19 protein-coding genes and 1 tRNA gene are annotated in these 20,615 nt (G+C 66.4%); 13 read left to right on the plus strand and 7 right to left on the minus strand.

What is annotated here, in order from left to right; genetic code table 11:
- Nucleotide 1 precedes the first annotated feature (1 nt).
- From B4K74_RS06145 to B4K74_RS06160, 4 genes are all read right to left on the minus strand, one after another.
- Nucleotides 2–661: a 3-oxoacid CoA-transferase subunit B gene (locus B4K74_RS06145; protein WP_286692198.1), complete on the minus strand. Its 660-nt coding sequence runs from the start codon at nucleotides 659–661 to the stop codon at nucleotides 2–4.
- Nucleotides 661–1,365, minus strand: coding sequence for a CoA transferase subunit A (locus B4K74_RS06150; protein ID WP_286692199.1), 705 nt, complete (start codon nucleotides 1,363–1,365; stop codon nucleotides 661–663). Before B4K74_RS06150 ends, B4K74_RS06145 begins: the two co-directional genes overlap by 1 nt.
- Before the next feature lie 90 nt (nucleotides 1,366–1,455).
- Entirely contained in the window at nucleotides 1,456–2,241 is a 786-nt protein-coding gene (locus tag B4K74_RS06155) for a DUF1365 domain-containing protein (protein WP_286692200.1), read from the minus strand.
- Nucleotides 2,238–3,608: an NAD(P)/FAD-dependent oxidoreductase gene (locus B4K74_RS06160; RefSeq protein WP_286692201.1), complete on the minus strand. Its 1,371-nt coding sequence runs from the start codon at nucleotides 3,606–3,608 to the stop codon at nucleotides 2,238–2,240. The genes B4K74_RS06155 and B4K74_RS06160 overlap by 4 nt, the downstream gene beginning before the upstream one ends.
- 174 nt (nucleotides 3,609–3,782) lie before the next feature.
- Between B4K74_RS06160 and B4K74_RS06165 the strand changes: the two genes are divergently transcribed.
- The 10 genes from B4K74_RS06165 (at nucleotide 3,783) to B4K74_RS06210 (ending at nucleotide 14,704) form a co-directional block, all read left to right on the plus strand.
- Nucleotides 3,783–4,826, plus strand: a complete 1,044-nt coding sequence (locus B4K74_RS06165; RefSeq protein WP_286692202.1) for an SAM-dependent methyltransferase — start codon at nucleotides 3,783–3,785, stop codon at nucleotides 4,824–4,826.
- Between the two features lie 16 nt (nucleotides 4,827–4,842).
- Nucleotides 4,843–5,259: a DUF2177 family protein gene (locus B4K74_RS06170; RefSeq protein WP_123288411.1), complete on the plus strand. Its 417-nt coding sequence runs from the start codon at nucleotides 4,843–4,845 to the stop codon at nucleotides 5,257–5,259.
- A gap of 113 nt (nucleotides 5,260–5,372) precedes the next feature.
- Entirely contained in the window at nucleotides 5,373–6,251 is an 879-nt protein-coding gene (locus B4K74_RS06175; protein WP_286692203.1) for a DUF459 domain-containing protein, read from the plus strand.
- Between the two features lie 6 nt (nucleotides 6,252–6,257).
- Nucleotides 6,258–7,544, plus strand: coding sequence for a GDSL-type esterase/lipase family protein (locus B4K74_RS06180; protein ID WP_286692204.1), 1,287 nt, complete (start codon nucleotides 6,258–6,260; stop codon nucleotides 7,542–7,544).
- A gap of 3 nt (nucleotides 7,545–7,547) precedes the next feature.
- A complete protein-coding gene (locus B4K74_RS06185; RefSeq protein WP_286692205.1) occupies nucleotides 7,548–8,951 on the plus strand; it encodes an MBOAT family O-acyltransferase in 1,404 nt (467 codons plus the stop codon).
- A gap of 16 nt (nucleotides 8,952–8,967) precedes the next feature.
- On the plus strand, nucleotides 8,968–9,519 hold the full coding sequence (locus B4K74_RS06190) for a hypothetical protein (protein WP_286692206.1): 552 nt from the start codon (nucleotides 8,968–8,970) through the stop codon (nucleotides 9,517–9,519).
- An 85-nt stretch (nucleotides 9,520–9,604) separates the two neighbouring features.
- A complete protein-coding gene (locus tag B4K74_RS06195) occupies nucleotides 9,605–12,085 on the plus strand; it encodes a prolyl oligopeptidase family serine peptidase (protein WP_286692207.1) in 2,481 nt (826 codons plus the stop codon).
- A gap of 87 nt (nucleotides 12,086–12,172) precedes the next feature.
- Nucleotides 12,173–12,577: a hypothetical protein gene (locus B4K74_RS06200; protein WP_123288417.1), complete on the plus strand. Its 405-nt coding sequence runs from the start codon at nucleotides 12,173–12,175 to the stop codon at nucleotides 12,575–12,577.
- A gap of 139 nt (nucleotides 12,578–12,716) precedes the next feature.
- A complete protein-coding gene (locus B4K74_RS06205) occupies nucleotides 12,717–13,199 on the plus strand; it encodes a PH domain-containing protein (protein WP_286692208.1) in 483 nt (160 codons plus the stop codon).
- Between the two features lie 167 nt (nucleotides 13,200–13,366).
- A complete protein-coding gene (locus B4K74_RS06210; RefSeq protein WP_286692270.1) occupies nucleotides 13,367–14,704 on the plus strand; it encodes a PH domain-containing protein in 1,338 nt (445 codons plus the stop codon).
- Between the two features lie 97 nt (nucleotides 14,705–14,801).
- Here B4K74_RS06210 and B4K74_RS06215 read toward each other — a convergent pair.
- A tRNA-Lys gene (locus B4K74_RS06215) sits at nucleotides 14,802–14,877 on the minus strand.
- Nucleotides 14,878–15,011: 134 nt separating this feature from the next.
- Between B4K74_RS06215 and B4K74_RS06220 the strand changes: the two genes are divergently transcribed.
- Nucleotides 15,012–15,365, plus strand: coding sequence for an Hpt domain-containing protein (locus tag B4K74_RS06220; protein WP_286692209.1), 354 nt, complete (start codon nucleotides 15,012–15,014; stop codon nucleotides 15,363–15,365).
- Here B4K74_RS06220 and B4K74_RS06225 read toward each other — a convergent pair.
- Nucleotides 15,362–15,718 carry a chorismate mutase gene (locus B4K74_RS06225; protein ID WP_286692210.1) on the minus strand — a complete coding sequence of 119 codons (357 nt, stop codon included), beginning with the start codon at nucleotides 15,716–15,718 and terminating at the stop codon, nucleotides 15,362–15,364. The genes B4K74_RS06220 and B4K74_RS06225 overlap by 4 nt on opposite strands.
- A complete protein-coding gene (locus B4K74_RS06230; RefSeq protein WP_286692211.1) occupies nucleotides 15,690–16,517 on the minus strand; it encodes a ferredoxin--NADP reductase in 828 nt (275 codons plus the stop codon). Before B4K74_RS06230 ends, B4K74_RS06225 begins: the two co-directional genes overlap by 29 nt.
- A gap of 112 nt (nucleotides 16,518–16,629) precedes the next feature.
- On the opposite strand from B4K74_RS06230, the gene B4K74_RS06235 reads away from it, so the two are divergent.
- Both B4K74_RS06235 and B4K74_RS06240 read left to right on the plus strand, forming a co-directional pair.
- Nucleotides 16,630–18,900, plus strand: coding sequence for a S9 family peptidase (locus B4K74_RS06235; protein WP_286692212.1), 2,271 nt, complete (start codon nucleotides 16,630–16,632; stop codon nucleotides 18,898–18,900).
- Entirely contained in the window at nucleotides 18,837–20,486 is a 1,650-nt protein-coding gene (locus B4K74_RS06240; RefSeq protein WP_286692213.1) for an amidase, read from the plus strand. Before B4K74_RS06235 ends, B4K74_RS06240 begins: the two co-directional genes overlap by 64 nt.
- Nucleotides 20,487–20,615: the final 129 nt, after the last annotated feature.

Below are 20,615 nucleotides of genomic sequence, written 5' to 3' on the forward strand. Positions count from 1 at the left end.
ACTATGCCAGTGACTTCAGATTTTCGGAAATTGTCCAGGTCGCCTCGGTCTTTGCCGCGACCTCTTCCAGGGTCACGCCATCGGCCAGTTCGATCAGCTCCAGCCCCGTGCCGTCCGGCTTGACGTCGAACACGGCCAGATCGGTGATGATGCGGCTGACCACGCCCGTGCCGGTCAGCGGCAGGGTGCAGGCTTTCAGCACCTTGGACTGGCCGTGCTTGTTGGCGTGATCCATGACCACGACCACGCGCTTGACGCCCGCCACCAGGTCCATGGCGCCGCCCATCCCCTTCACCAGCTTGCCCGGGATCATCCAGTTGGCGATGTCGCCGTTCTCGGCCACCTCCATGGCGCCGAGGATCGACAGGTTGATGTGGCCGCCGCGGATCATCGCAAAGCTGTCGGCCGAGCTGAAATAGCTGCTCTCGGCGATCTCGGTGATGGTCTGCTTGCCGGCATTGATCAGGTCGGCGTCGACCTCGTCCTCATAGGGGAAGGGGCCCATCCCCAGCATGCCGTTCTCGGACTGCAGGGTGACCTCCATCCCGTGCGGGATGTAGTTGGCGACGAGCGTCGGAATGCCGATGCCGAGGTTGACGTAAAAGCCGTCCTGAAGCTCGCGGGCGGCGCGGGCGGCGAGTTGTTCGCGGGTACGGGACATTATGCGGTCTCCCGGGCACGGACGGTGCGCTGTTCGATGCGCTTTTCAGGCACGGTCAGGATGATACGGTCGACATAGATGCCGGGTGTGTGGATCTGGTCGGGGTCGAAGGTGCCTGTCGGCACGATGTGCTCGACCTCGACGACGGTGACCTTGCCGGCTGTGGCCATCATCGGGTTGAAGTTGCGCGCGGTCTTGCGGAACTGCAGATTGCCGCGACCGTCGGCCTTCCAGGCCTTGACGATCGACAGGTCGGCGACCAGGCCCCTTTCCATGATGTAGCGCTCGCCGTTGAACTCGCGCTCTTCCTTGCCCTCGGCGACCAGGGTGCCGACGCCGGTCTTGACGAAGAAGGCGGGGATGCCCGCGCCGCCGGCACGGATGCGCTCGGCCAGCGTGCCCTGCGGATTGAACTCCAGCTCCAGCTCACCGGCCAGGTACTGACGTTCGAACTCCTTGTTCTCGCCGACGTAGGAGCTGATCATCTTCTTGATCTGGCGGGTTTCCAGCAGCTGGCCGAGTCCAAAGCCGTCGACGCCGGCATTGTTGGAAATGACGGTCATGCCCTTGGTGCCGCTATCGCGCAGGGCGGCGATCAGGTGCTCGGGAATGCCGCACAGGCCAAAGCCGCCAGCCATGACGGTCATGCCGTCAAACGTCAGGCCTTCCAGAGCGCTCTTGGCGTCAGGGTAGAGTTTCCTCATCGCTTCCTCTTATTTTCATCGCCTGATGAAATTGGGCGTATCTGTTCGGTCTCTAGTGTGACCGGTCGCGAGGGGCAACCCCGGGGGCGGTCACAGGGTCGTGCCGTGCGTTACCGGATCGGTCGGCGGAGCGCCACGGACGCGGTACCGGGCGCCCTTGAACAGCAGTTTGATGGCTTCCCAATGAATGGCGGCGATGACCTTCCACGTCAGCAGCGGGTGGGACCAGAAGGCGCGGGCCAGAGTGCGGTCGTCGAGCGGGCGGTGACGGCCGGCAAAGGTCGCAGTCAGGATCGGCTCATCGCGGCGCCGGACGTTCACCGTCACCGAGATATCCTGCCCCGGCGGGCGGACGATGAAGTCATAGGTCATGCCCATGTCCATGAACGGGCTGACGAAGAAGCGTTTGGGCGCGGTTTGCCGACTATCGCCCCCTTCGCCTTCGGGGCAGGCGATCAGATAGCTGTGCCGCTCGCCGAAGGTGTTGGAGACCTCATAGACCAGCGCCGCCAGCGCGCCATCGGGGCGGTAGCAGAAATAGACGCTGAGCGGATTGAAGCCGTAGCCGAGGATGCGCGGCATGGTCAGCAGCCGGATCGGTCCGCCGTCCAGGTCGACGCCCGCGCCGGAAAGCTGATCCTCAATCTGGGCCCGCAGCGGGCGGGTGTCGCCCTTTCGGCCGTAGTCGCCGGCGTTCCAGCGCATCAGTCCCCACCGCCCGGGCCGCAGCCATTTCAGGCCTGACAGCCGGGCCTCGGCCGCGTCGAGGTCGAGCAGCAGCATATAGACGCGGTAGCCCAGCCGGTGGTGGAAGGGGCGCACCCGCCGGTGGGTGACCTCGCCGACATAGAGACCGAAGGCAGGCGGTGTCGTCACGCGGCCCTTTCCAGAGCGGCATCCGGATGCGGTCCGACGTGGATGCGTCCGCTCTCGTTATCGACCGACCAGGGCCGGCGCACTCCGCCCAGCTGTTCGGCCACGGCCAGACCGGACTGGATGCCATCCTCGTGGAAGCCCGACCCGAACCAGGCGCCACAGAACCAGACATTGCGCTGACCTTGCAGGCTCCACAGGTCCTTCTGAGCCGCGAGGGCGGCGCCGTTGAAGACGGGGTGCTCATAGTCCCATTCGCCGAGGATGGTGTCAGCGGCGGGCTCAAGCGCCGGGTTCAGACTGACGAACAGCGGCGGGCCCTTGAGGCTCTGAAGCTCATTCATCCAGTAGGTGACGCCGCCCTCGCCGGCGCGGGCGGAGTAGCCGACGTGGGTCCAGGCGGCCCAGGCCTTGCGGCGTTTCGGCATCAGGCGGGTGTCGCGGTGCAGGACGGCGCGATTGGGCCGGTAACCGATGGCGCCCAGCAGCTGGCGCTCCTCGGCCGACGGGGCCTCCAGCAGGGCCAGCGCCTGATCGGAATGGGTGGCCAGAACCACGGCATCGAAGCGCTCGAACCGCCCGTCGGCAAACCGCAGGGCCGCGCCGTCGCGGCCGCGGACGACGCTCTGGATGCCGGCGTTGGTGACGACCGAACCGCCAAAGTCAGCCAGCAGGCGGCTGACGTACTCGCGCGATCCGCCGGTCACCGTGCGCCACGTGGGTCGCACGTCATATTTGAGCAGGTTGTGGTTCATGTAGAACCGAACGAACGCCGCCGCCGGATAGTCGGTCATCTGGTTGAGGGTGCACGACCAGATGGCGGCGGCCTGGGGCAGCAGATGGGCGTCGCGGAACAGGGGGCCATAGCCCGACCGGGTCAGGTAGGCGTCGAGAGTCTCGCCGGTGCGCTCCAGTTCGGGAAGGTCGCGCGGCGCCTGTTTCTGAAAGCGCAGCAGGTCGCCGATCATGCGCCAGAATTTGGGGCTGGCGTAGTTGCGCTTCTGGGCGAACAGGGCGCTGACGCCGTGGCTGGAATACTCGAGCGCGCCGTCGTCCATCGACACGGCAAACGACATGAAGGCGGGCTGCGTCGGCACCGACAGATGCTCGAACAAGGCCTTCAGATTGGGATAGTTGGTCTCATTATAGACGATGAAGCCGGTATCGACGGCGGTCGTTTCGCCCGCATCCTCGACGGTGACCGTGTGGCTGTGGCCACCGATGCGGCTGTCGGCCTCATAGAGGGTCACCTGATGGCGCTTTGCCAGCAGCCAGGCGGCTGACAGGCCCGCAATGCCCGAACCGATCACCGCGATCTTCTGACCGGGGCCTGTCGAACCGGGGTCCGAATTCACCAGATGCGGGCTCATGTTCTCTCCCTGAAGCCGTCTTTGAGGCAGTTACGCGACGGGGTACAGGTCGGATGAGTCATCCAGGCTCCGGTTGGGGTCGTAAATGTAGGAAACCGGACACGTTCCGGCGGAGCCATTACGCCCGCGACGGCGTTTGGTTGCCATAGCAAAGCTTTATCGACGGGGCCCTTGATGAATCCAGCGACCGCCGCCATCCGCCAGCTTCAGGATGCGCCCTTTCCCGATCCGGTGACCCGCTGGGCCATCGACAGTCTGGTGTCGGAAGCGCGAAAGCGGCTGGATCGCGAGGCGCCGCACGATGAGGGCGCCTTTGCCCGGTCGATGGCCGAACGCCCGATTGCCGAGCACACCGATGCGGCCAATGACCAGCACTATGAACTGCCCCCCGAGTTCTTCGAAATCTGCCTGGGCGCGCGGCTGAAATATTCCTGCTGCCTGTATCCAACCGGCAATGAAACGCTGGACGAGGCCGAGGTCGCGGCGCTGGCCGAAAGCTGCGAGCACGCCGGGCTGGCGGACGGCCAGACAATTCTTGAGCTCGGCTGCGGCTGGGGCTCGCTCAGCCTGTGGATGGCCGAGCACTATCCGAACGCGCGGATCGTGGCGGTGTCGAACAGCCACGGCCAGCGGGGTCACATTGAGGCCCAGGCGCGCGCGCGCGGGCTCGGCAATCTGACCGTGATCACCTGCGACATGAACGATTTCGAGGCCCCCGCCGATCTGGTGGGTCAGGTGGACCGGATCGTTTCGATCGAGATGTTCGAACATATGGCCAACTGGCAGGCCCTGCTGACCCGGGCGCGCGGCTGGCTGAAGCCGGACGGGCGGATGTTCATCCACATCTTTACGCACCGCGATGCGCCCTACCGCTTTGACCACACGGACAACGGGGACTTTATCGCGCAGCACTTCTTTACCGGAGGGGTGATGCCCAGCCGGGGCCTGATCCGTCAGTTCCCCGACCTTTTCGAGGTCGAAAACGAATGGACCTGGAACGGCGAGCACTATGCGCGGACAGCGCGGCACTGGCTGGCCAATATGGATCAGAACGCCGACCGCGTGGCCGAGCTGATGGCGGAAACCTATGGCGAGGATGCGCGCCTGTGGACGCGGCGCTGGCGGCGGTTCTATCTGGCCACGGCGGGCCTGTTCGGAAATGACGGAGGCCGCACCTGGGCGGTCAGCCACTATCGCCTCAAGCCCGTGGCGGGCTGAGCAAGGGGAGAGCACCATGCTGAAATATCTGGCCGGTTATCTGGGCGCGGGTCTGGCGTTTGCGGCGATCGATGCCGTGTGGCTGACCACCATGACCAACCGCCTCTACAAGCCGATCCTGGGGCCGATCCTGGCGGACAAGCCGGACATGAAGGCGGCGGTGGCCTTCTATCTGATCTACATCGGCGGCATCGTGTTCTTCGCGATTTCGCCGGCGCTCCGGGACGGTGGACTGGGGCGGGCGGCGCTGAACGGCGCGGTCCTCGGCTTTGTCGCCTATGCCACCTATGACCTGACCAATCAGGCGACGCTGAATGTCTGGTCCAGTCGCCTGACCTTGATCGATCTGGCATGGGGCACGGTGTTGACCCTGTCGGCGTCGAGCATCGGCTATCTCGCCGCGCGCTGGGCCGAGAACCGCCTCGGCGGCTGACGCATTTTAACCCTGTTGTTCGCCACAGGCGCGCAAGCCCTGTTCTGAGCCACGAGATCGGTTAATCTGTCGGCGAGGCTCGGGTTGAGCCGCAGTATTCGTCGGGGGACGGCGTGCGCGCTGGCATCAATGCGTTGACGGTGGCCTTTGTGGTCGGGGTTCTGGCAGGCCTGCTGCTGACCCCGGACGGCCGCGCCTGGCTGAGCCATCCGACCCTCATGTTTGGCGGGCAGGCCAATGCGTCGGCGACGGCCGCCGAGACCGCAGCCGCTGAGGCCCCGGCCGAGGTGGAAGCCCCGGTCGCCCCCACCAGCAGCCTCAAGAGCCGCTATGCTGACGGCAGCCTGACCATCGGCGTGTTCGGGGACTCCATGGCCGACGGCCTGTGGGCGGCGCTGTACCGCGATCTTGGCGATCTGGACGGCGTCGATGTGGTCAAGTTCAGCGAGGTCTCGACCGGCCTCAGCCGCTATGACTATGTCGACATCCAGGCCAAGAGCACGCGCCAGCTGGCCGAGCAGCCGGTCGATGTCGCCATCGTCCTGTTCGGCACCAATGACGCCCAGGCCATTGTCATCGACGGCCAGATCCATCCGTTCGGCAGCGACGGCTGGAAGGTCGCCTATGCCCAGCGGGTCGACAATCTGGTCGCGCTGATGCGGTCGCGCGGCGCCGAGGTCTACTGGGTCGGCCTGCCCCGCATGAAGAGCAGCGGCTTTGACGGGCGTATGACGATCATCAACGACGTCGTCGAGGCGCGCATGACGGCGTTGGGCGTGCCCTATTTCGACACGGTCGCCCTGACCTCGAACGAGGCGGGCGGCTATGAGGCCTATCTGAGCGATGAGGACGGTCGTCGCCGTCTGATGCGGGCCGGGGATGGCATCCATATGAGCATGAGCGGCTATCTGCGCATGGCCGACCCCGTGGCCGATCGGCTGAAGGTCGATCTGGGCGTGGCAGAGGCCGAGGCCGCTACGGCGACGCCCTGACCCATGATGATCCAGGCCGCTGCGGCAGCTGTGATTCTCTCCCTGACGGTGGGCCTGTCGGCCTGTCGCGCGCAGACGCCTTATGTGCCGGTCGAGCGCCCTTCGCCGGGTGAGACGCTCTGTGGCACGCCGATCTGCGGGCCCGAATTCCTGGCATCTGCATTCCTGAAGCTGGAGGCGGCTGACGGCACGGGCGCCGGTCGCATCCACATTCTGCAGATCGGCGACAGTCATACGGCGGGCGACCAGATCAGCGGTCAGGTGCGCGGCCGCATGCAGGCCCGCTTCGGGCGCGGGGGGCGTGGGATCCTGCCGCCCGGCCTGCCCTATGTCGGCTATGCCCCGCGTCAGGTGAGCGTGACCGCGACCGGGGCCCGCTATCTGCCGGCTCCGCTGATTGCGGGCGGCATGCGGGTGCCCATGGGACTGGCCGGCGGCCAGGGGCGGCTGGAGGCCGGGGACCACCTGTCGATCATCCTCGATCCGGGCGTGCCCCTGACGACGCTCGGCGTCTGCGGTCAGGCCGGACCGGACCGGGGCACGCTGCAGATCGTCCCTGACATCGGTCTGCCGCAGGCCATCGCCTTTCGCCGGGAGAGCGCCGGGCCCCTGTGTGCCGAGGTGGCTCTGTCGCCCGGCGATGCAAACCTGACGCTGGTGGCCGTGGACACGCCGGTGGTGCTGGACGATGTCCGGCTGTGGGGAAAATGGGGCCTCAGCCTGTCCAATCTCGGCGTCGTCGGCTCGACCCTGATGGATCTGGAAGGGCGAGATGCGCCGACGGTCGAAGCCCAACTGCGCGCCGATCCGCCGGATCTGATCCTGCTGGCCTATGGCACCAATGAGGGGTTCGACGACGATTTCGATCCGTTGGCCTATGAGCAGGTGCTGCGACGCCGGATCGCCTGGCTGAGACAGGTCGCCCCTGATGCCGCCCTGATGATCATGGGCGCGCCGGACGGACTGCGCCGCCGCCAGACCTCCACGGGTCCACAACGCTGGTCACAGAGCTGTGGCAGCGAGGCGGAATGGCAGACGCCGCCGGCCCTCGCACTGGTCCGGGATGTGCAACGCCGGGTATCCGAAGACTTGGGTGTGGCATTCTGGGACTGGTACGGGCGTATGGGCGGGGCATGTTCGGCGGATCGACTGGCAGGCACTGGCGAGCCGTTGATGCGTGGCGACCGGGTGCATTTCACCGCGACCGGGGCCGAGTGGATCGGTGACATCCTGGCCGATGACCTGATGACCACCTTCGACGGCTGGCGCGCCAGCCGCACGGGCGGGAACTGACCGATGCTGTTTCCGACGCTCGCCTTCGGCGTCTTCTTCCTGTTCGTCTATTTCACCTCGTGGTCGCTGGACCGTGAGAATGGCCGCCGCAAGGTCTTCCTGCTGCTGGCCAGCTGGTTCTTCTATGCCCAATGGGACTGGCGGTTTGTCGGCCTGCTGATCCTGTCGGCGGTGCTGAACTGGGGCGTCGCCGCCCTGATCGCCCGCAACGACAATGCCACACAGTGCAAATGGCTGGTGGCGCTGGGCGTGCTGGTCAATCTGCTGATCCTGGGCTTCTTCAAATACTACGGCTTCTTCATCGAACAGATGGCCGATCTGCTGACCCAGGTCGGGTGGGAGCGGGATCTGCCGCTGTTGCAGGTGGTGCTGCCGGTCGGGATCAGCTTCTTCACCTTCCAGGGCATCAGCTATGTCGTGGACGTGCATCGCCGAACGACCGAGCCGGCCGACAGCCTGCTCGACGTGATGTTGCTGATGAGCTTCTTCCCGCAACTGGTGGCCGGCCCGATTATCAGGGCCTCTGACCTGTTGCCGCAGTTTGCCAGATCCCCGCGTCTGACGCGCGAGGCGGCGACGCTGGGTCTGCTTCTGATCGTCTGGGGGCTGTTCAAGAAGACGATCGTTGCCTCGGAGCTGTCCGTCAATCTGGTCGATCCGGTCTTCTTTGACCCGTCGGCCTATGGAGCGTTCGACATCGCCGCAGCCGTGTATGGCTATGCGGTCCAGATCTATTGCGACTTCTCGGCCTATTCTGACATGGCCATCGGGACCGGCCTGCTGCTCGGCTATTCCTTCCCGCGCAACTTTGACCAGCCCTACCGGGCCTCCTCGATGCAGCAGTTCTGGCGCCGCTGGCACATCAGCCTTTCCAGCTGGCTGCGCGACTATCTGTATGTGCCGCTTGGCGGGGGCAAGAAGGGCCTGTGGTCGTCAAGCCTCAATGTGATGATCACGATGTTGCTGGGAGGGCTGTGGCACGGGGCTGCCTGGACCTTCGTCGCCTGGGGGGCACTGCACGGCGGGGTTCAGGTGATCGAGCGGCTGGGCCGTGCCGCCTTCGGGGGACGAAAGGTGATCCCGACGGCGGTCGGCGTGCTGGTCACCTTCCACATCGTCTGCCTGGGCTGGATCCTGTTCCGGGCCGAGACCTTTGAGCTCGCCTGGGCCATGCTTGAGGGACTGGGACGGATGGGTCCGCTGGCCGTAACCACGCCCTTCATGCTGGGCCTGATCGTCATCGGTCTGGGCATGCACTGGCTGCCGCCGCGCGCGGCCGAGGGGCTGGCGCTGCGGCTGAAGGCGGCACCGTCGCTGACGCTGGGCCTGCTGGTCGGAGCGGCCTTCCTGCTGGTCGAGGCCATGCGCCCGGACGGCGTGGCCCCCTTCATCTATTTCCAGTTCTAGGGGAGGGTAGAGCACCATGGCCGATCATCCCGACGACCCCAAAGATCCTCGCGACCCCCAGGATCCCGTCGATCCGTTCCCGACTGATTTCCCTCAGCCTCCGCCGTCGCGCTTCCCGCCGGTCGGACAGGAGATCATGCCGCCGGTCGAGACCCCGGCCTCGCCGCCGGCGGATCCGGGCGATCCGCCCAGCGACTGGAACGCCGGAGCCGACGCGCATGACCTGCCGTTGGACACAAAGCGGCCCAGTCGGCTGAAAGTCCTGGGGCAAATGGCCTTTCCGCCGCCGCCGCCCGCCGACGAAGAGGTCCTCGCCGCGCGCGACCGTCGCTGGACCACTCGGGTGATCCTGGTCGTCGCCGTCTTCATGTTGGTCTTCAACGGGGCCTCGATCCAGAACTGGGCGCGGCAGCAGGCGCCGAACTGGTTCACCGTCACCGTGCAACAGGTGGCCGATGTCTGGATGACCCAGGTGTCGCAACTGGGTGCCGACCGCCCGCGTCAGGCCATCCGCGACGCCTATCAGGACGCCCACGACGCCCGCTTTCCGGGGCAGGACCCGGCCTGAGGTAATCGCGCGCTTGACCCGCGCGACCCCCGGCCCCTAGCTTGCCGCGCCCTTGCAGTCGGGGCGCTTTATCGGGGTGGATCACATGCGGCGTCGTCACTGGATGAATGGACTTTCGGCTCTGGCGGTGATGACCGCTGTCCCGGCGATGGCGCTGGCGGCGATGGCCCCTTCGGCCGTGCTGGCCCAGGCGGCCGCCACCGACCCCGTCGTCTATCAGCAGCCGCCGGCCCCGATCGCCCAGATCCTTGACACTCTGCCCAGTCCGGCGCCAAGCCTGAGCCCGGACAGCGACACCCTGGCCCTGTTCGATCGCTCGAATCTGCCGCCGATTTCGGAGCTGGCCGAGCCCATGCTGCGGCTGGGCGGCTATCGCATCAATCCGCGCAACACCGGCCCGGCCAACAGCCGGGTCAGCTGGCTGACAGGGCTGAGCCTCAAGGGTCTGGACGGCGCCGAGGCCGAGGCCGTTGCCCTGCCCGAGGGCGCGCGCTTCACCTCGCCAAGCTGGTCGCCGGACGGGAACGGCATCGCCTTACTGATGGATGAGCCCGAGGGCCTGGCCCTGTGGGTGGTGGATGTCGACAGCCGCGAGGCGCGTCGCCTGACCGCCCCGGTGATCAATGCGGCCGCCGGCACGGGTATCGACTGGCTGCCTGACAGCTCCGGGCTTTTGGTCCGGGCCATCCCGGAGGGCCGCGGCGCCGCCCCCGACGTGACCCGTCCGCCGTCCGGCCCGATCGTCGAGGAAAGCATGGGCCGCGCCGCGCCGGTCCGTACCTATCAGGACCTGCTGTCCAGCCCGGGCGACGAGGCCCTGTTCGACCACTATTTCACCAGCCAGCTGATGCTGGTGCCGCTGGACGGCCCGGCAAAGCGGATCGGCCAACCCGGCGTGATCCTGGATGCCTCCCTGTCGCCGGACGGGCGCTTCATTCTGCAGACCGTGGCCAAGCGGCCCTACAGCTATGTCGTGCCCGCGCGCCTGTTCCCGGCCGATGTCGTGGTCACGGACCTGAACGGTCAGCCGGTGCACAGGGTCGCCGACCTGCCGCTGCGGGACAATGTGCCGACGCCGTTCGATGCCGTGCCAACCGGCCCGCGCTCGGTCCAATGGCGGGCCGATGCCGACGCCACCCTGGTCTGGGTCGAGGCGCTGGACGGGGGCGATCCCGCCAATGAGGTCGCCGCCCGCGACCGCGTGCTGATGCTGGATGCGCCCTTCAGCGGTTCGCCGACCACCCTGATCGACCTGCCGGAACGCTATGCCGGCATCCAGTGGGGGCGCGACGACGTCGCCCTGGTCAACACGCGCTGGTTCAACACCCGCCACGAGATGCGCTTTGTCGTCGACCCGTCCAACCCGGGTGAGGGGCGCAAGCTGATCGATCGCAACTATCAGGATCGCTACAACGATCCGGGCTCTCCGGTCATGGAGGACAATGGTCGCGGCCGCGCGGTGATCCAGTTCGCGAATAACGGCTCTGCCATGCTGATGTCGGGGCAGGGGGCGACGCGCGAGGGCGCCTATCCCTTCCTCGCGGCCATGGACCTTGGGACCGGCGAACAGACCGAGCTGTGGCGCTCGGCCCCGGGTGAGTATGAGACCCTTGTCGGCATTCTGGACGACGAGGGCACGCGCCTGGTGACCCGCCGCGAGACCCTGACCGAGCCGGCCAATATCCAGCTGCGCGACCTGTCGGACGGCAGCCGCACGGCCCTGACGGCCTTCCCCGATCCGGCGCCGCAACTGGCCAATGTCACCCGCCAGCTCATTACCTATGAGCGCGCCGATGGCGTGCAGCTGTCGGGCACACTGTATCTGCCCGCCGGCTATGACAAGGATCGCGACGGCCCGCTGCCGCTGATCATGTGGGCCTATCCGGCCGAGTTCACGGACGCCAGCGTCGCCGGCCAGGTGGTCGACACCGGCAACCGGTTCGTGCGTCCGGGCGGCTCCAGCCACCTGTTCCTGCTGACCCAGGGCTATGCCATCCTCGACAACCCCTCCATGCCGATCATCGGCGTCGACGGGGCTGAGCCCAATGACACCTATATCGAACAGCTGTCGGCCTCGGCGTCGGCAGCGATCGATGCTGTGGTCGAGATGGGCGTGGCGGACCGGGACCGGATCGCCGTCGGGGGCCACAGCTATGGTGCCTTCATGACGGCCAATTTGCTGGCGCACACCGACCTGTTCCGGACCGGGATTGCGCGGTCGGGGGCCTACAACCGCACCCTGACCCCGTTCGGATTCCAGGCCGAGCAGCGCACCTACTGGCAGGCTGGCGACACCTATACAGAGATGTCACCCTTCACCTATGCCGATCAGGTCAATGAGCCGATCCTGCTGATCCACGGCGAGGCGGACGACAACTCCGGCACCTTCCCGGTCCAGTCCGAGCGCTTTTATGCGGCGCTGAAGGGCCACGGGGCGACGGTTCGCTATGTCGTGCTGCCGCTGGAGGCGCACGGCTATCGCGCGCGCGAGTCCGTCGGTCATACCTTGTGGGAAATGACCCGCTGGCTGGACCAGTACGTCAAGAACGCCGGCCCCCGCGAGTAGGGGGCAGGTGCCGCATACCGTCAGTTTTCGACAGGTGTGCCACGACGGCTGACCGTTCCATCCTTCCTCATCAGCAGGGAGTCTGGAATGGCGGTTCAATCATATCTGAAGGCAGGCGCGGCGGCTCTGGTGGGGGCGCTGTCGCTGTCGGGCTGCATGTCGCTGATCACCGGGGGGGACCTGATCCGCGAGGGGGAGCCCATGGCTCGGTTCACCTTCGAGAACCGGTCGCAGAGCCAGCCGTTTGACACCATCCTGATCTCAACGTGTGATGCCTCGTCCTATGGCCTCGACCGGCTGCCCGAGGGCGTGGTCGTGCGCCCGGGGCAGTCCTACAGCTGGGACGTCTCGGCCGGCTGCTACGACATCATGGTCGGCAATGTCGGTGACGGTTCGACGCCGGGCAAACGTATCCGGATCCCGGCCAATACGCGCTTCACCCTGTACTATACGGGGGAGGGGTCCGACCCCTATCGGCAAGAGGTTCGCTGACGGCGGCAGGTTCGGCGAAACGACCCCCCGCGGGTAGATTCGTACCACCAAGGTATTTCTGCGAGAAGTAATGCCGGATTCCGATCGCCCGGTACACAATGCCTTTGAACACGTTCGCCCGGGGGCATAAAGGAGGGGGATGGCATTTGAACCTGTTCCGCTCCAGTCGCTGGAGCGCGGCTATCTCAGGGTCTTGCGCATTCGGTCAGCCCTCGGCTGGTTGATCGCTTTGGCGGTGGCGGTGGCGGTCGAAGTGTTCCTGCACTGGCGCACAGACATTTCGTCCGGTTTCGTTGTCGGAGCCGTCGGCCTGTTTGGCGTGGTCTCGATCATATTCCTTGTCCCGCGTCGCTGGCGGCGCTGGGGTTATGCCTTCACGGATCGCGAGCTGCACGTCGCCTATGGCTGGTTCACGCGGGTCTACACCGTCGTCCCGGTCTCTCGCGTTCAGCACATCGACGTAAGCCAGGGGCCGATCGAGCGGAGTGCCGACGTTGCGACCCTGATCCTGCACACGGCTGGGACCGAGAACAGCCTGGTGGCGCTCTCGGGCATCAGTCGCCAGCGGGCCGAGGACATCCGCGATGTGATCCGCAGCCGGATCAGCGACGCGCCCTGGTGAGCGCCCCTGAACCGACAATCGCTGAGGTCATGCCGCCGCGGCGGCTGGACCCGCGCACCATCCTTGTTCAGTCCGTGCAGGGCGCACCGTCTCTCGTCCTGGGGATTCCCATCGTACTGGCGTGGTCGCGGGGGGAAGGCATAGCGCTGGGGTCCCTGTTGATCGGGATGTCGCTGCTGGTGGCCATCGCCCTGATCTCCGCCTGGCTGCGTTGGTACACCTTTACCTATCAGATCCTGCCCGGGCAGATCGTGATCGCGCGCGGTCTGATCAAGCGAACTCGCCGGTCAATCCCTGCCGAGCGCATTCAGGATGTTTCGATCAAGCAAGGACCCTTGTCCCGGGTCATCGGGATTGCGGAAGTCCGCATCGAAACCGGCGGCGGGGAGGCCGACGAGGGCCGGCTGGTCAGCGTCAGTCTCCCTGAAGCGCACAGGCTCCGCGAGGTCATCCGCAGCATTCGGGTGGGCGGGACCGGTGCCGAGGCCAGCAGCGAGGACGGCACGGCCGAAGCCGAGGCCCTGCTGTTTCAGATGGGCATGCCGCGTCTGCTCTTTTCCGGAGTGTTCAACTTCTCGCTGGTCTGGATCGCGGGCATTTTCGGGGCTTTGCAGTACCTAGAACAGGTACTCGGCTATGGCTGGGACCGGTGGCGGGAAGTGGTCGGCGTGACCGAGCAGGCGATTCAGTCGCAGCTCAACGGAATGGTTCTGCTGAGTGTCGCCGGCTTCGCTGTAGCCCTCGGAGTACTGGCCGGGGTGACCCGAACGGTGCTGCAGAACTTTGGCTTCACGCTTACCTATGACGACGCACGGTTTCGCTATCGACGGGGCCTGTTGACCCGAAGCGAAGTGGTGGTGGCCAAGCGTCAGATCCAGTTGGGCTTGGTCGAGCGCGGTGCCGTGAGCGGGGGACTTGGCTGGTCCGCGCTCAAGGTTCAGACGCTCGGAGGCGGCGACCAGGTCTCGGGCCGGCAGGAACTGGCCCCGTTTGCGAGGTCTCATGAGCTGGCCCCCATAATCGCCCTCGCCGGGCTTCCCCCGTTTGATCGTTCGCACCTGAAGGCCGTCTCCGGGTGGCATATCCTGCGCGGCCTCATCGGGATGGTGGTGCTCCCGACGGCAATCCTGCTGGTGGTGTCGCTCTTCTACCCGATCGCCGCGCTGCTGCTGGTCGCAATGCCCGTCATGCTCGGGGTGGCCTTGCTGCGCCGCCGTCGTCACCGGTATGGGCTGGCTGCGACCAGCCTGCAGGTGACGCGCGGCGTGCTGGTGCGGCGCGAATGGACGGTGCCGTACGGCAATGTCCAGTCCGTCACGGTGCGCCGTGGGCCCTTTCAGAGACTGGTCGGTATTGCAACCGTGCGGATCGACACCGCGGGGGGCAGCGGGATCAACGGCCCACGAGTCCATGACATTCAGGACGCCCGGGCGGAGGCGCTTGTGCGCGACCTGATCCGGCGCGTGGAAGCCCTTCGGACCTCGACCGATACCGACCCAGCGTAGGGCGGAAGACGCTTGCCCAGCGCGGACTGGCCTCGGCTGCGCCGGACAGGTTGCCGACAGCGAAGCGTCTAGAGCGATGTCCTTAATGAAGAAACGATGGTGGGTGATGTAGGGTTCGAACCTACGACCCGCTGATTAAGAGTCAGCTGCTCTACCAACTGAGCTAATCACCCGCATCGTCCTAGCGGGCACTGGGCCCGGGTGCGCGAAGGGGCCGGACATACTGTCTCGCTCGGGCGAAGGCAAGGCCGATTTCGCCCCGCGGGCTGCGGCGTTAAGCTGCGCCCTCTGAGTCGGAGAGGGCACAATGGCACGTCGGGATCTGAGCGGAGCGGTCGACTTTGCCGTGCTGGAGGCCATGACCGGCGGCGATGACACCATCTCGGAGGAAGTGCTGACTCTGTTCGTGCAGCAGGCCGGCCTGTGGTCGCCGATGCTGGACGTCCGCCACGAGGGCTGGCGCGACGCCGCCCATACGGTCCGGGGGGCGGCGGCCGGCATCGGGGCGGGCGCGCTGGCCGAGGCCTGTGCCGTTGCGGAGGCCGCAGACAAGGCCGAAGCGCCGCCCCTGCTGGACCGGGTCAGGGATGCGTTGGACGTGGCGTTAGCCGACGTCGCGGCCTGGCGGCATGAACTGATGCTGCGGGGGCTGAGGGGTTAACTTCGAATCTGGCCCCGGGTACGGTCCCAGGTGGCGAATTCGTGAGCGATGCAGCGGTCGATCAGCAGCCGCCAGACCGGCTCGGCGATGTCGGGTGACAGACCCGCGTCCCGCGCAGCGGACAGCACCTTGGCCACCACATCCTCGATCCGGGCGTCGTCGTGGACCACGTCGCGGCTCGGCTTGATGCGGGCGGCGGCCTCCATATAGCCCTGACGCTCGGCCAGCAGGGCGACCAGCGCCCGGTCCAGCGCATCGACACCCTGCCGGACCTCGGCCATGGAGGTGCAGTCGCCCGGCGCGGTGCGACGGTCCACGGGGATGCTATCCGACAAAGGCGCGCTCCAGCACATAGTCGCCCGGCTCGGCGTTCGAGCCTTCCTTCAGGCCATAGGTCTCCAGCAGTTCGCCGGCTTCCTTGATCATGGCCATGGAGCCGCACAGCATGACCCGGTCGGTGTTGGGCGAAAAGCCGATGGGCAGTTGCAGGTCAGCGAACACATCGCCCGAGCGAATGCGGTCCGTGATCCGGCCCGGGGTTTCAAACCGCTCGCGGGTGACGGTGGGGTAGTAGGTCAGTTGGGCCTTTGCCTCGTCGCCGATCAGCGGATCGTCATGGATGCCCGCAGTAAAGAAGTCGCGATAGGCCAGATCGGCGACCTGACGCACGGTGTGGCAGACGATCACCTGTCCGAAGCGGCTGTAGGTGTCCGGATCGCGTGCGACCGACAGCCAGGGCGCCAGCCCCGTGCCCGTGCCGATCAGCCACAGCCGCTCGCCCCCGGTCAGCGCATCCAGCACCAGCGTGCCGGTCGGCTTCTTGCCCATCAGCACGGTGTCGCCCGGCTGGATCTTCTGCAGGCGCGAGGTCAGGGGGCCGTCCGGCACCTTGATCGAAAAGAACTCCAGTTCCTCGGCCCAGTGGGGGCTGGCGATGGAATAGGCGCGCAAAACGGGCTTGCTGCCATCCTCACCCGGCAGGCCAATCATGACGAACTCACCCGAGCGGAAGCGGAAATCCTCGGGCCGCTCGAGGGTGAAGCTGAACAGCTGGTCGGTCCAGTGGTGCACCGACAGCACCTTCAGCGCATGGTGGGGCGACGGCCGGGCAGGGGCAGTGTCGGCCGGGATGGACGAAAGGGTCTGGGTCATTGCCGCCCTATCTAGAGCGTGACGCCCGCCAGCGAAACCCGGGTGAGACGTTCCGTCTGCCGGATGCATTTCCGGGGTGACGATCCGGCCAAGCCGCACTAGCGTGCGGCCCATGCAAACCTCGACCCTTCGACACACCGTCTCCGCCCTCACCCTTGTTTCCGCGACCGCCATGGCCGGTCTGGCCCAGGCCCAGGAGGCGGCCGATCCGTCCATCCTGACACCCGAGCGGGTATTCTCCAGTCCGTCGCTGAACGGACCGGTGGCGCGCGGCGTCAGCCTGTCGCCGGATGGCCAGCTGGTCGCCTTCCTGCGCTCACGCGAGGACGATGTGGATGTGCTGGACCTGTGGGCCGTGTCGGTCGACGGCGGCGAGCCGTTCAAGCTGATCGACGCCCGCGCCCTGGTACCGGACGCCGGGGAACTGTCCGAGGCAGAAAAGGCCCGGCGCGAGCGCATGCGGATCAGCGCCCGGGGCGTCGTCGAATACGCCTGGGACCAGCAGGGCCGCTATATTCTGGCGCCGCTGGAGGGCGACATCTTCCTGGCCGAGCGTGACGGCGGGGCAGTGCGCCGCCTGACCGAGACCGGGGCCGACGAGATCGACGCCAAGGTCAGCCCGGACGGCAACTATGTCTCGTGGGTGCGGGATCAGGATCTGGTCGTCTATGATCTGGCCAGTGGCCGCGAGATGGCCATCACGACGGATGGCGAAGGCCTGATCACCTGGGCCACGGCCGAGTTCATCGCCCAGGAAGAGATGGACCGCGACACCGGCTATTGGTGGAGCCCGGACGAACGCTACATCGCCCTGCAGCGCACCGATGAGTCGACTGTCGACATCGTTCCGCGTCTCGACATCACCGGCGGCGGCGCCAGCGTCATCGAGCAGCGCTATCCCCGCGCCGGACGACCCAATGCCATCGTCGACCTCTATGTGCACGACCGCACGACGGGCGAGCGGGTCAAGGTCGACCTCGGCGACAATGCCGACATCTATCTGGCCCGCGTGGCGTGGTCGGTCGACGGTGAGACCCTCTATGTCCAGCGCCAGTCGCGCGACCAGCAGACGCTGGACCTGATGACCGTGGACCCGACGACGGGCGAGTCTCGGGTGATCCTGACCCAGACCAGCCCGGCCTGGGTCAGCCTGACGCACAACTTCAGACCTTTGGCCGACGGGCGCTTCATCTGGTCGTCGGAAGAGAGCGGCTGGCGGCACCTGTATCTGTATGACCGCGACGGCACGCTGATCCGCCCGATCACGACCGGCGACTATGCGGTCAAGGCGCTGGACGGAATCAACCTTGCGACCGGCGACGTCTTCTTCACCGCCTCGATGCGCGACGGCGAGGAATATCCGATCGAGCAACAGTTGTTCCGGGCCAGCCTGAACGAGACCGTCACCCCGGTCGAGGTGACCCCGCGCGGCGGCTGGTGGTCAGCCTCGGTGAATTCCACGGGCACCGCCTATGTCGGCAACTATACCGATCTTCAGACCCCGCCGCAGTCGGCCCTTTACCGGATCGACGGCACCCGGGTGCGCTGGATCGAGGAGAACCGGCTGGACGAAAACCACCCCTTCTTCCCCTATGTCTCGCGCCGCCAGACCCCGACCTTCGGTACGCTGGAAAGCCATGGCGAGACCCTGGTCTGGCAGATGACCACGCCGCCGGGCTTTGATCCGGCAAAGACGTATCCGGTCGTCATGCAGGTCTATGGCGGCCCGTCGGGCGGGGGCGTGCGCAACAGCTGGCAGGCCTCGACCACTCAACTGTTGACTGAGGCCGGATATATCGTCTTCCGCCTCGACAATCGGGGCGAGGGCGAGCGCTCGACGAAGTTCAAACAGGCGCTTTATCTGACGATGGGTCAGCCTGAGATCGAGGATCAGGTTCGTGCAGCCAACTATCTGAGAACGCTTCCGTTCGTAGACGACGATCGCATCGCCGCCATGGGCTGGAGCTACGGCGGTTTCATGACCCTGCACATGCTGACCGAGCCGGAAATGGGCCTCGCGGCCGCGATTTCGGGGGCGCCGGTCACGGACTGGAGCCTCTACGATACCCACTATACCGAGCGCTTCATGTCGACGCCGGAGGCCAACCCCGAGGGCTATGCGGCCTCGGACGTGGTCGATCAGCTGGACCAGCTGACCGGACGGCTGTTGCTGATGCACGGCATGGCCGACGACAATGTCATCTTTGAAAACACCACCCGCGTGCTGGACTCGCTGCAGGGCCAGAGCATTCCGTTCGAAACCATGCTCTATCCCGGTCAGCGCCACGGCATCCGGGGCAATGAGCGGGGGCTACACCAATGGCGAACCTATCTGGACTTCCTCGACCGCACGATCGGATCACGCTCGCCGCACGCGGACTGATCGGCGCCAGCCTGCTGGCCCTGACGCTGGGCGGATGCATCAGTGTCGAGGTCACGCGGACGCACGACTGGAGCGCCGCTGAAATCGAGGCGGCTGAGGCTGCGGAGCGGGCTGCCGATGTTGCGTGGGCCGCTGCCGAGGCAGGGGATGCAGACTGCCTGGAACTGCCGGACGATGTAGCAGAACTCTGCATTGACGACCGGCGGACCACTAATGCGGTCATCACCTGGTCGCCATCGGTAACGGAGATCGACTGGGCGCCGGGCGACGGCATTCGCGGCATGCCGATCCTGCTGAAGGACAATATCGAGACCTTCGACATGCCGACCACGGCGGGGTCGATGGCGCTGATCGATAATGCGCCGGGGCGGGATGCGCCGCTGGTCGCGAGCCTGAGGGCCGAGGGGGCCGTGATTCTCGGCAAGGCCAATCTGTCGGAGTGGGCCAATATCCGGTCGTCGGAGTCGATCAGCGGCTGGAGCGCCGTCGGCGGCCTGTCGCGCAATCCCTATGCGCTGGATCGCAACACCTGCGGCTCGTCGGCGGGGTCGGCGGCGGCGGTCGCGGCCGGTCTGGCGCCAGCAGCCATCGGCACCGAGACGGACGGCTCGATCACCTGTCCGGCGGCCATCAACGGCATCGTCGGCTTCAAGCCCACCGTGGGGCTGGTGTCGCGCACCCATATCGTTCCGATCAGCCGCAGCCAGGACACCGCCGGCCCCATGACCCGCACTGTGCGCGATGCCGCCGTGGTGCTGACGGTCATCGCGGGCAGCGATCCCGCCGATCCCGCGACGGCCGAGGCCGACGCGCACCGCGTGGACTTTGCCGCAGGTCTCGACGCGGGGTCGCTGCGCGGCCAGCGGATCGGCGTGATGCGGTTCCTGACCGGCTATTCGACCGGCACGGATCTGGTGTTTGAGGAAAACCTCAGGGCTCTGGAAGAGGCTGGCGCCATTCTGGTCGACATCACCGAGGGCCCCAACCGCGGCGCCATCGGCGGGGCCGAGTTCGCCGTGCTGCTGACCGAGCTGAAGGTCGACCTCAACCTCTATCTGGCCTCGACCGATCCGGCCCAGGTTTCGACCCGGACGCTGGCCGATGTGATCGCCTTCAACGAGGCCACGCCGCGGGAGCTGGCCCTGTTCGGCCAGAACATCTTCATCGCCGCCGAGGCGACGGAGGGTCTCGACGATCCGGACTATATCGCGGCACGCGAGCGCTCGTTCCGGCTGGCGGGCCCCGAGGGCATCGACAAGATGATGGGCGACCACAATGTCATGGTGCTGATCGCACCGACCACGGGCCCGGCCTGGTCGATTGATGTGGTCAATGGCGACAACTATCTGGGATCGGCCAGCCAGCTGGCGGCCGTGGCCGGCTATCCGCACCTGACCGTGCCGATGGGCTTCGTCGACGGCCTGCCCGTCGGCATGAGCTTCATCGGCGGCAAGTGGCAGGACCAGCAGGTCCTGTCGTTCGGCTATGCCTTTGAACAGGCCACACAGGCGCGGCGCGACCCGGAGTTCGCCCCGTCGGTCGACCGGATGGAGGCGGTGGCCCCACTGCTGCGGCCGCTGCCGTAACGGACGGCGTCCGTGCAGGGCTACTGGGGATCAGGCAGGGGCACCTGGTGCATGGCGAGGTAGTCGAGTGGAAAGGCTCGTGCCACCTGGCTCGAGCCAATCTCCGTGAAATATAGCACCCACACCTCG

It is taken from the genome of Brevundimonas sp. UBA2503 (genome assembly GCF_002341485.1).
In the GTDB taxonomy this organism is placed as follows: Bacteria; Pseudomonadota; Alphaproteobacteria; order Caulobacterales; family Caulobacteraceae; genus Brevundimonas; species Brevundimonas halotolerans.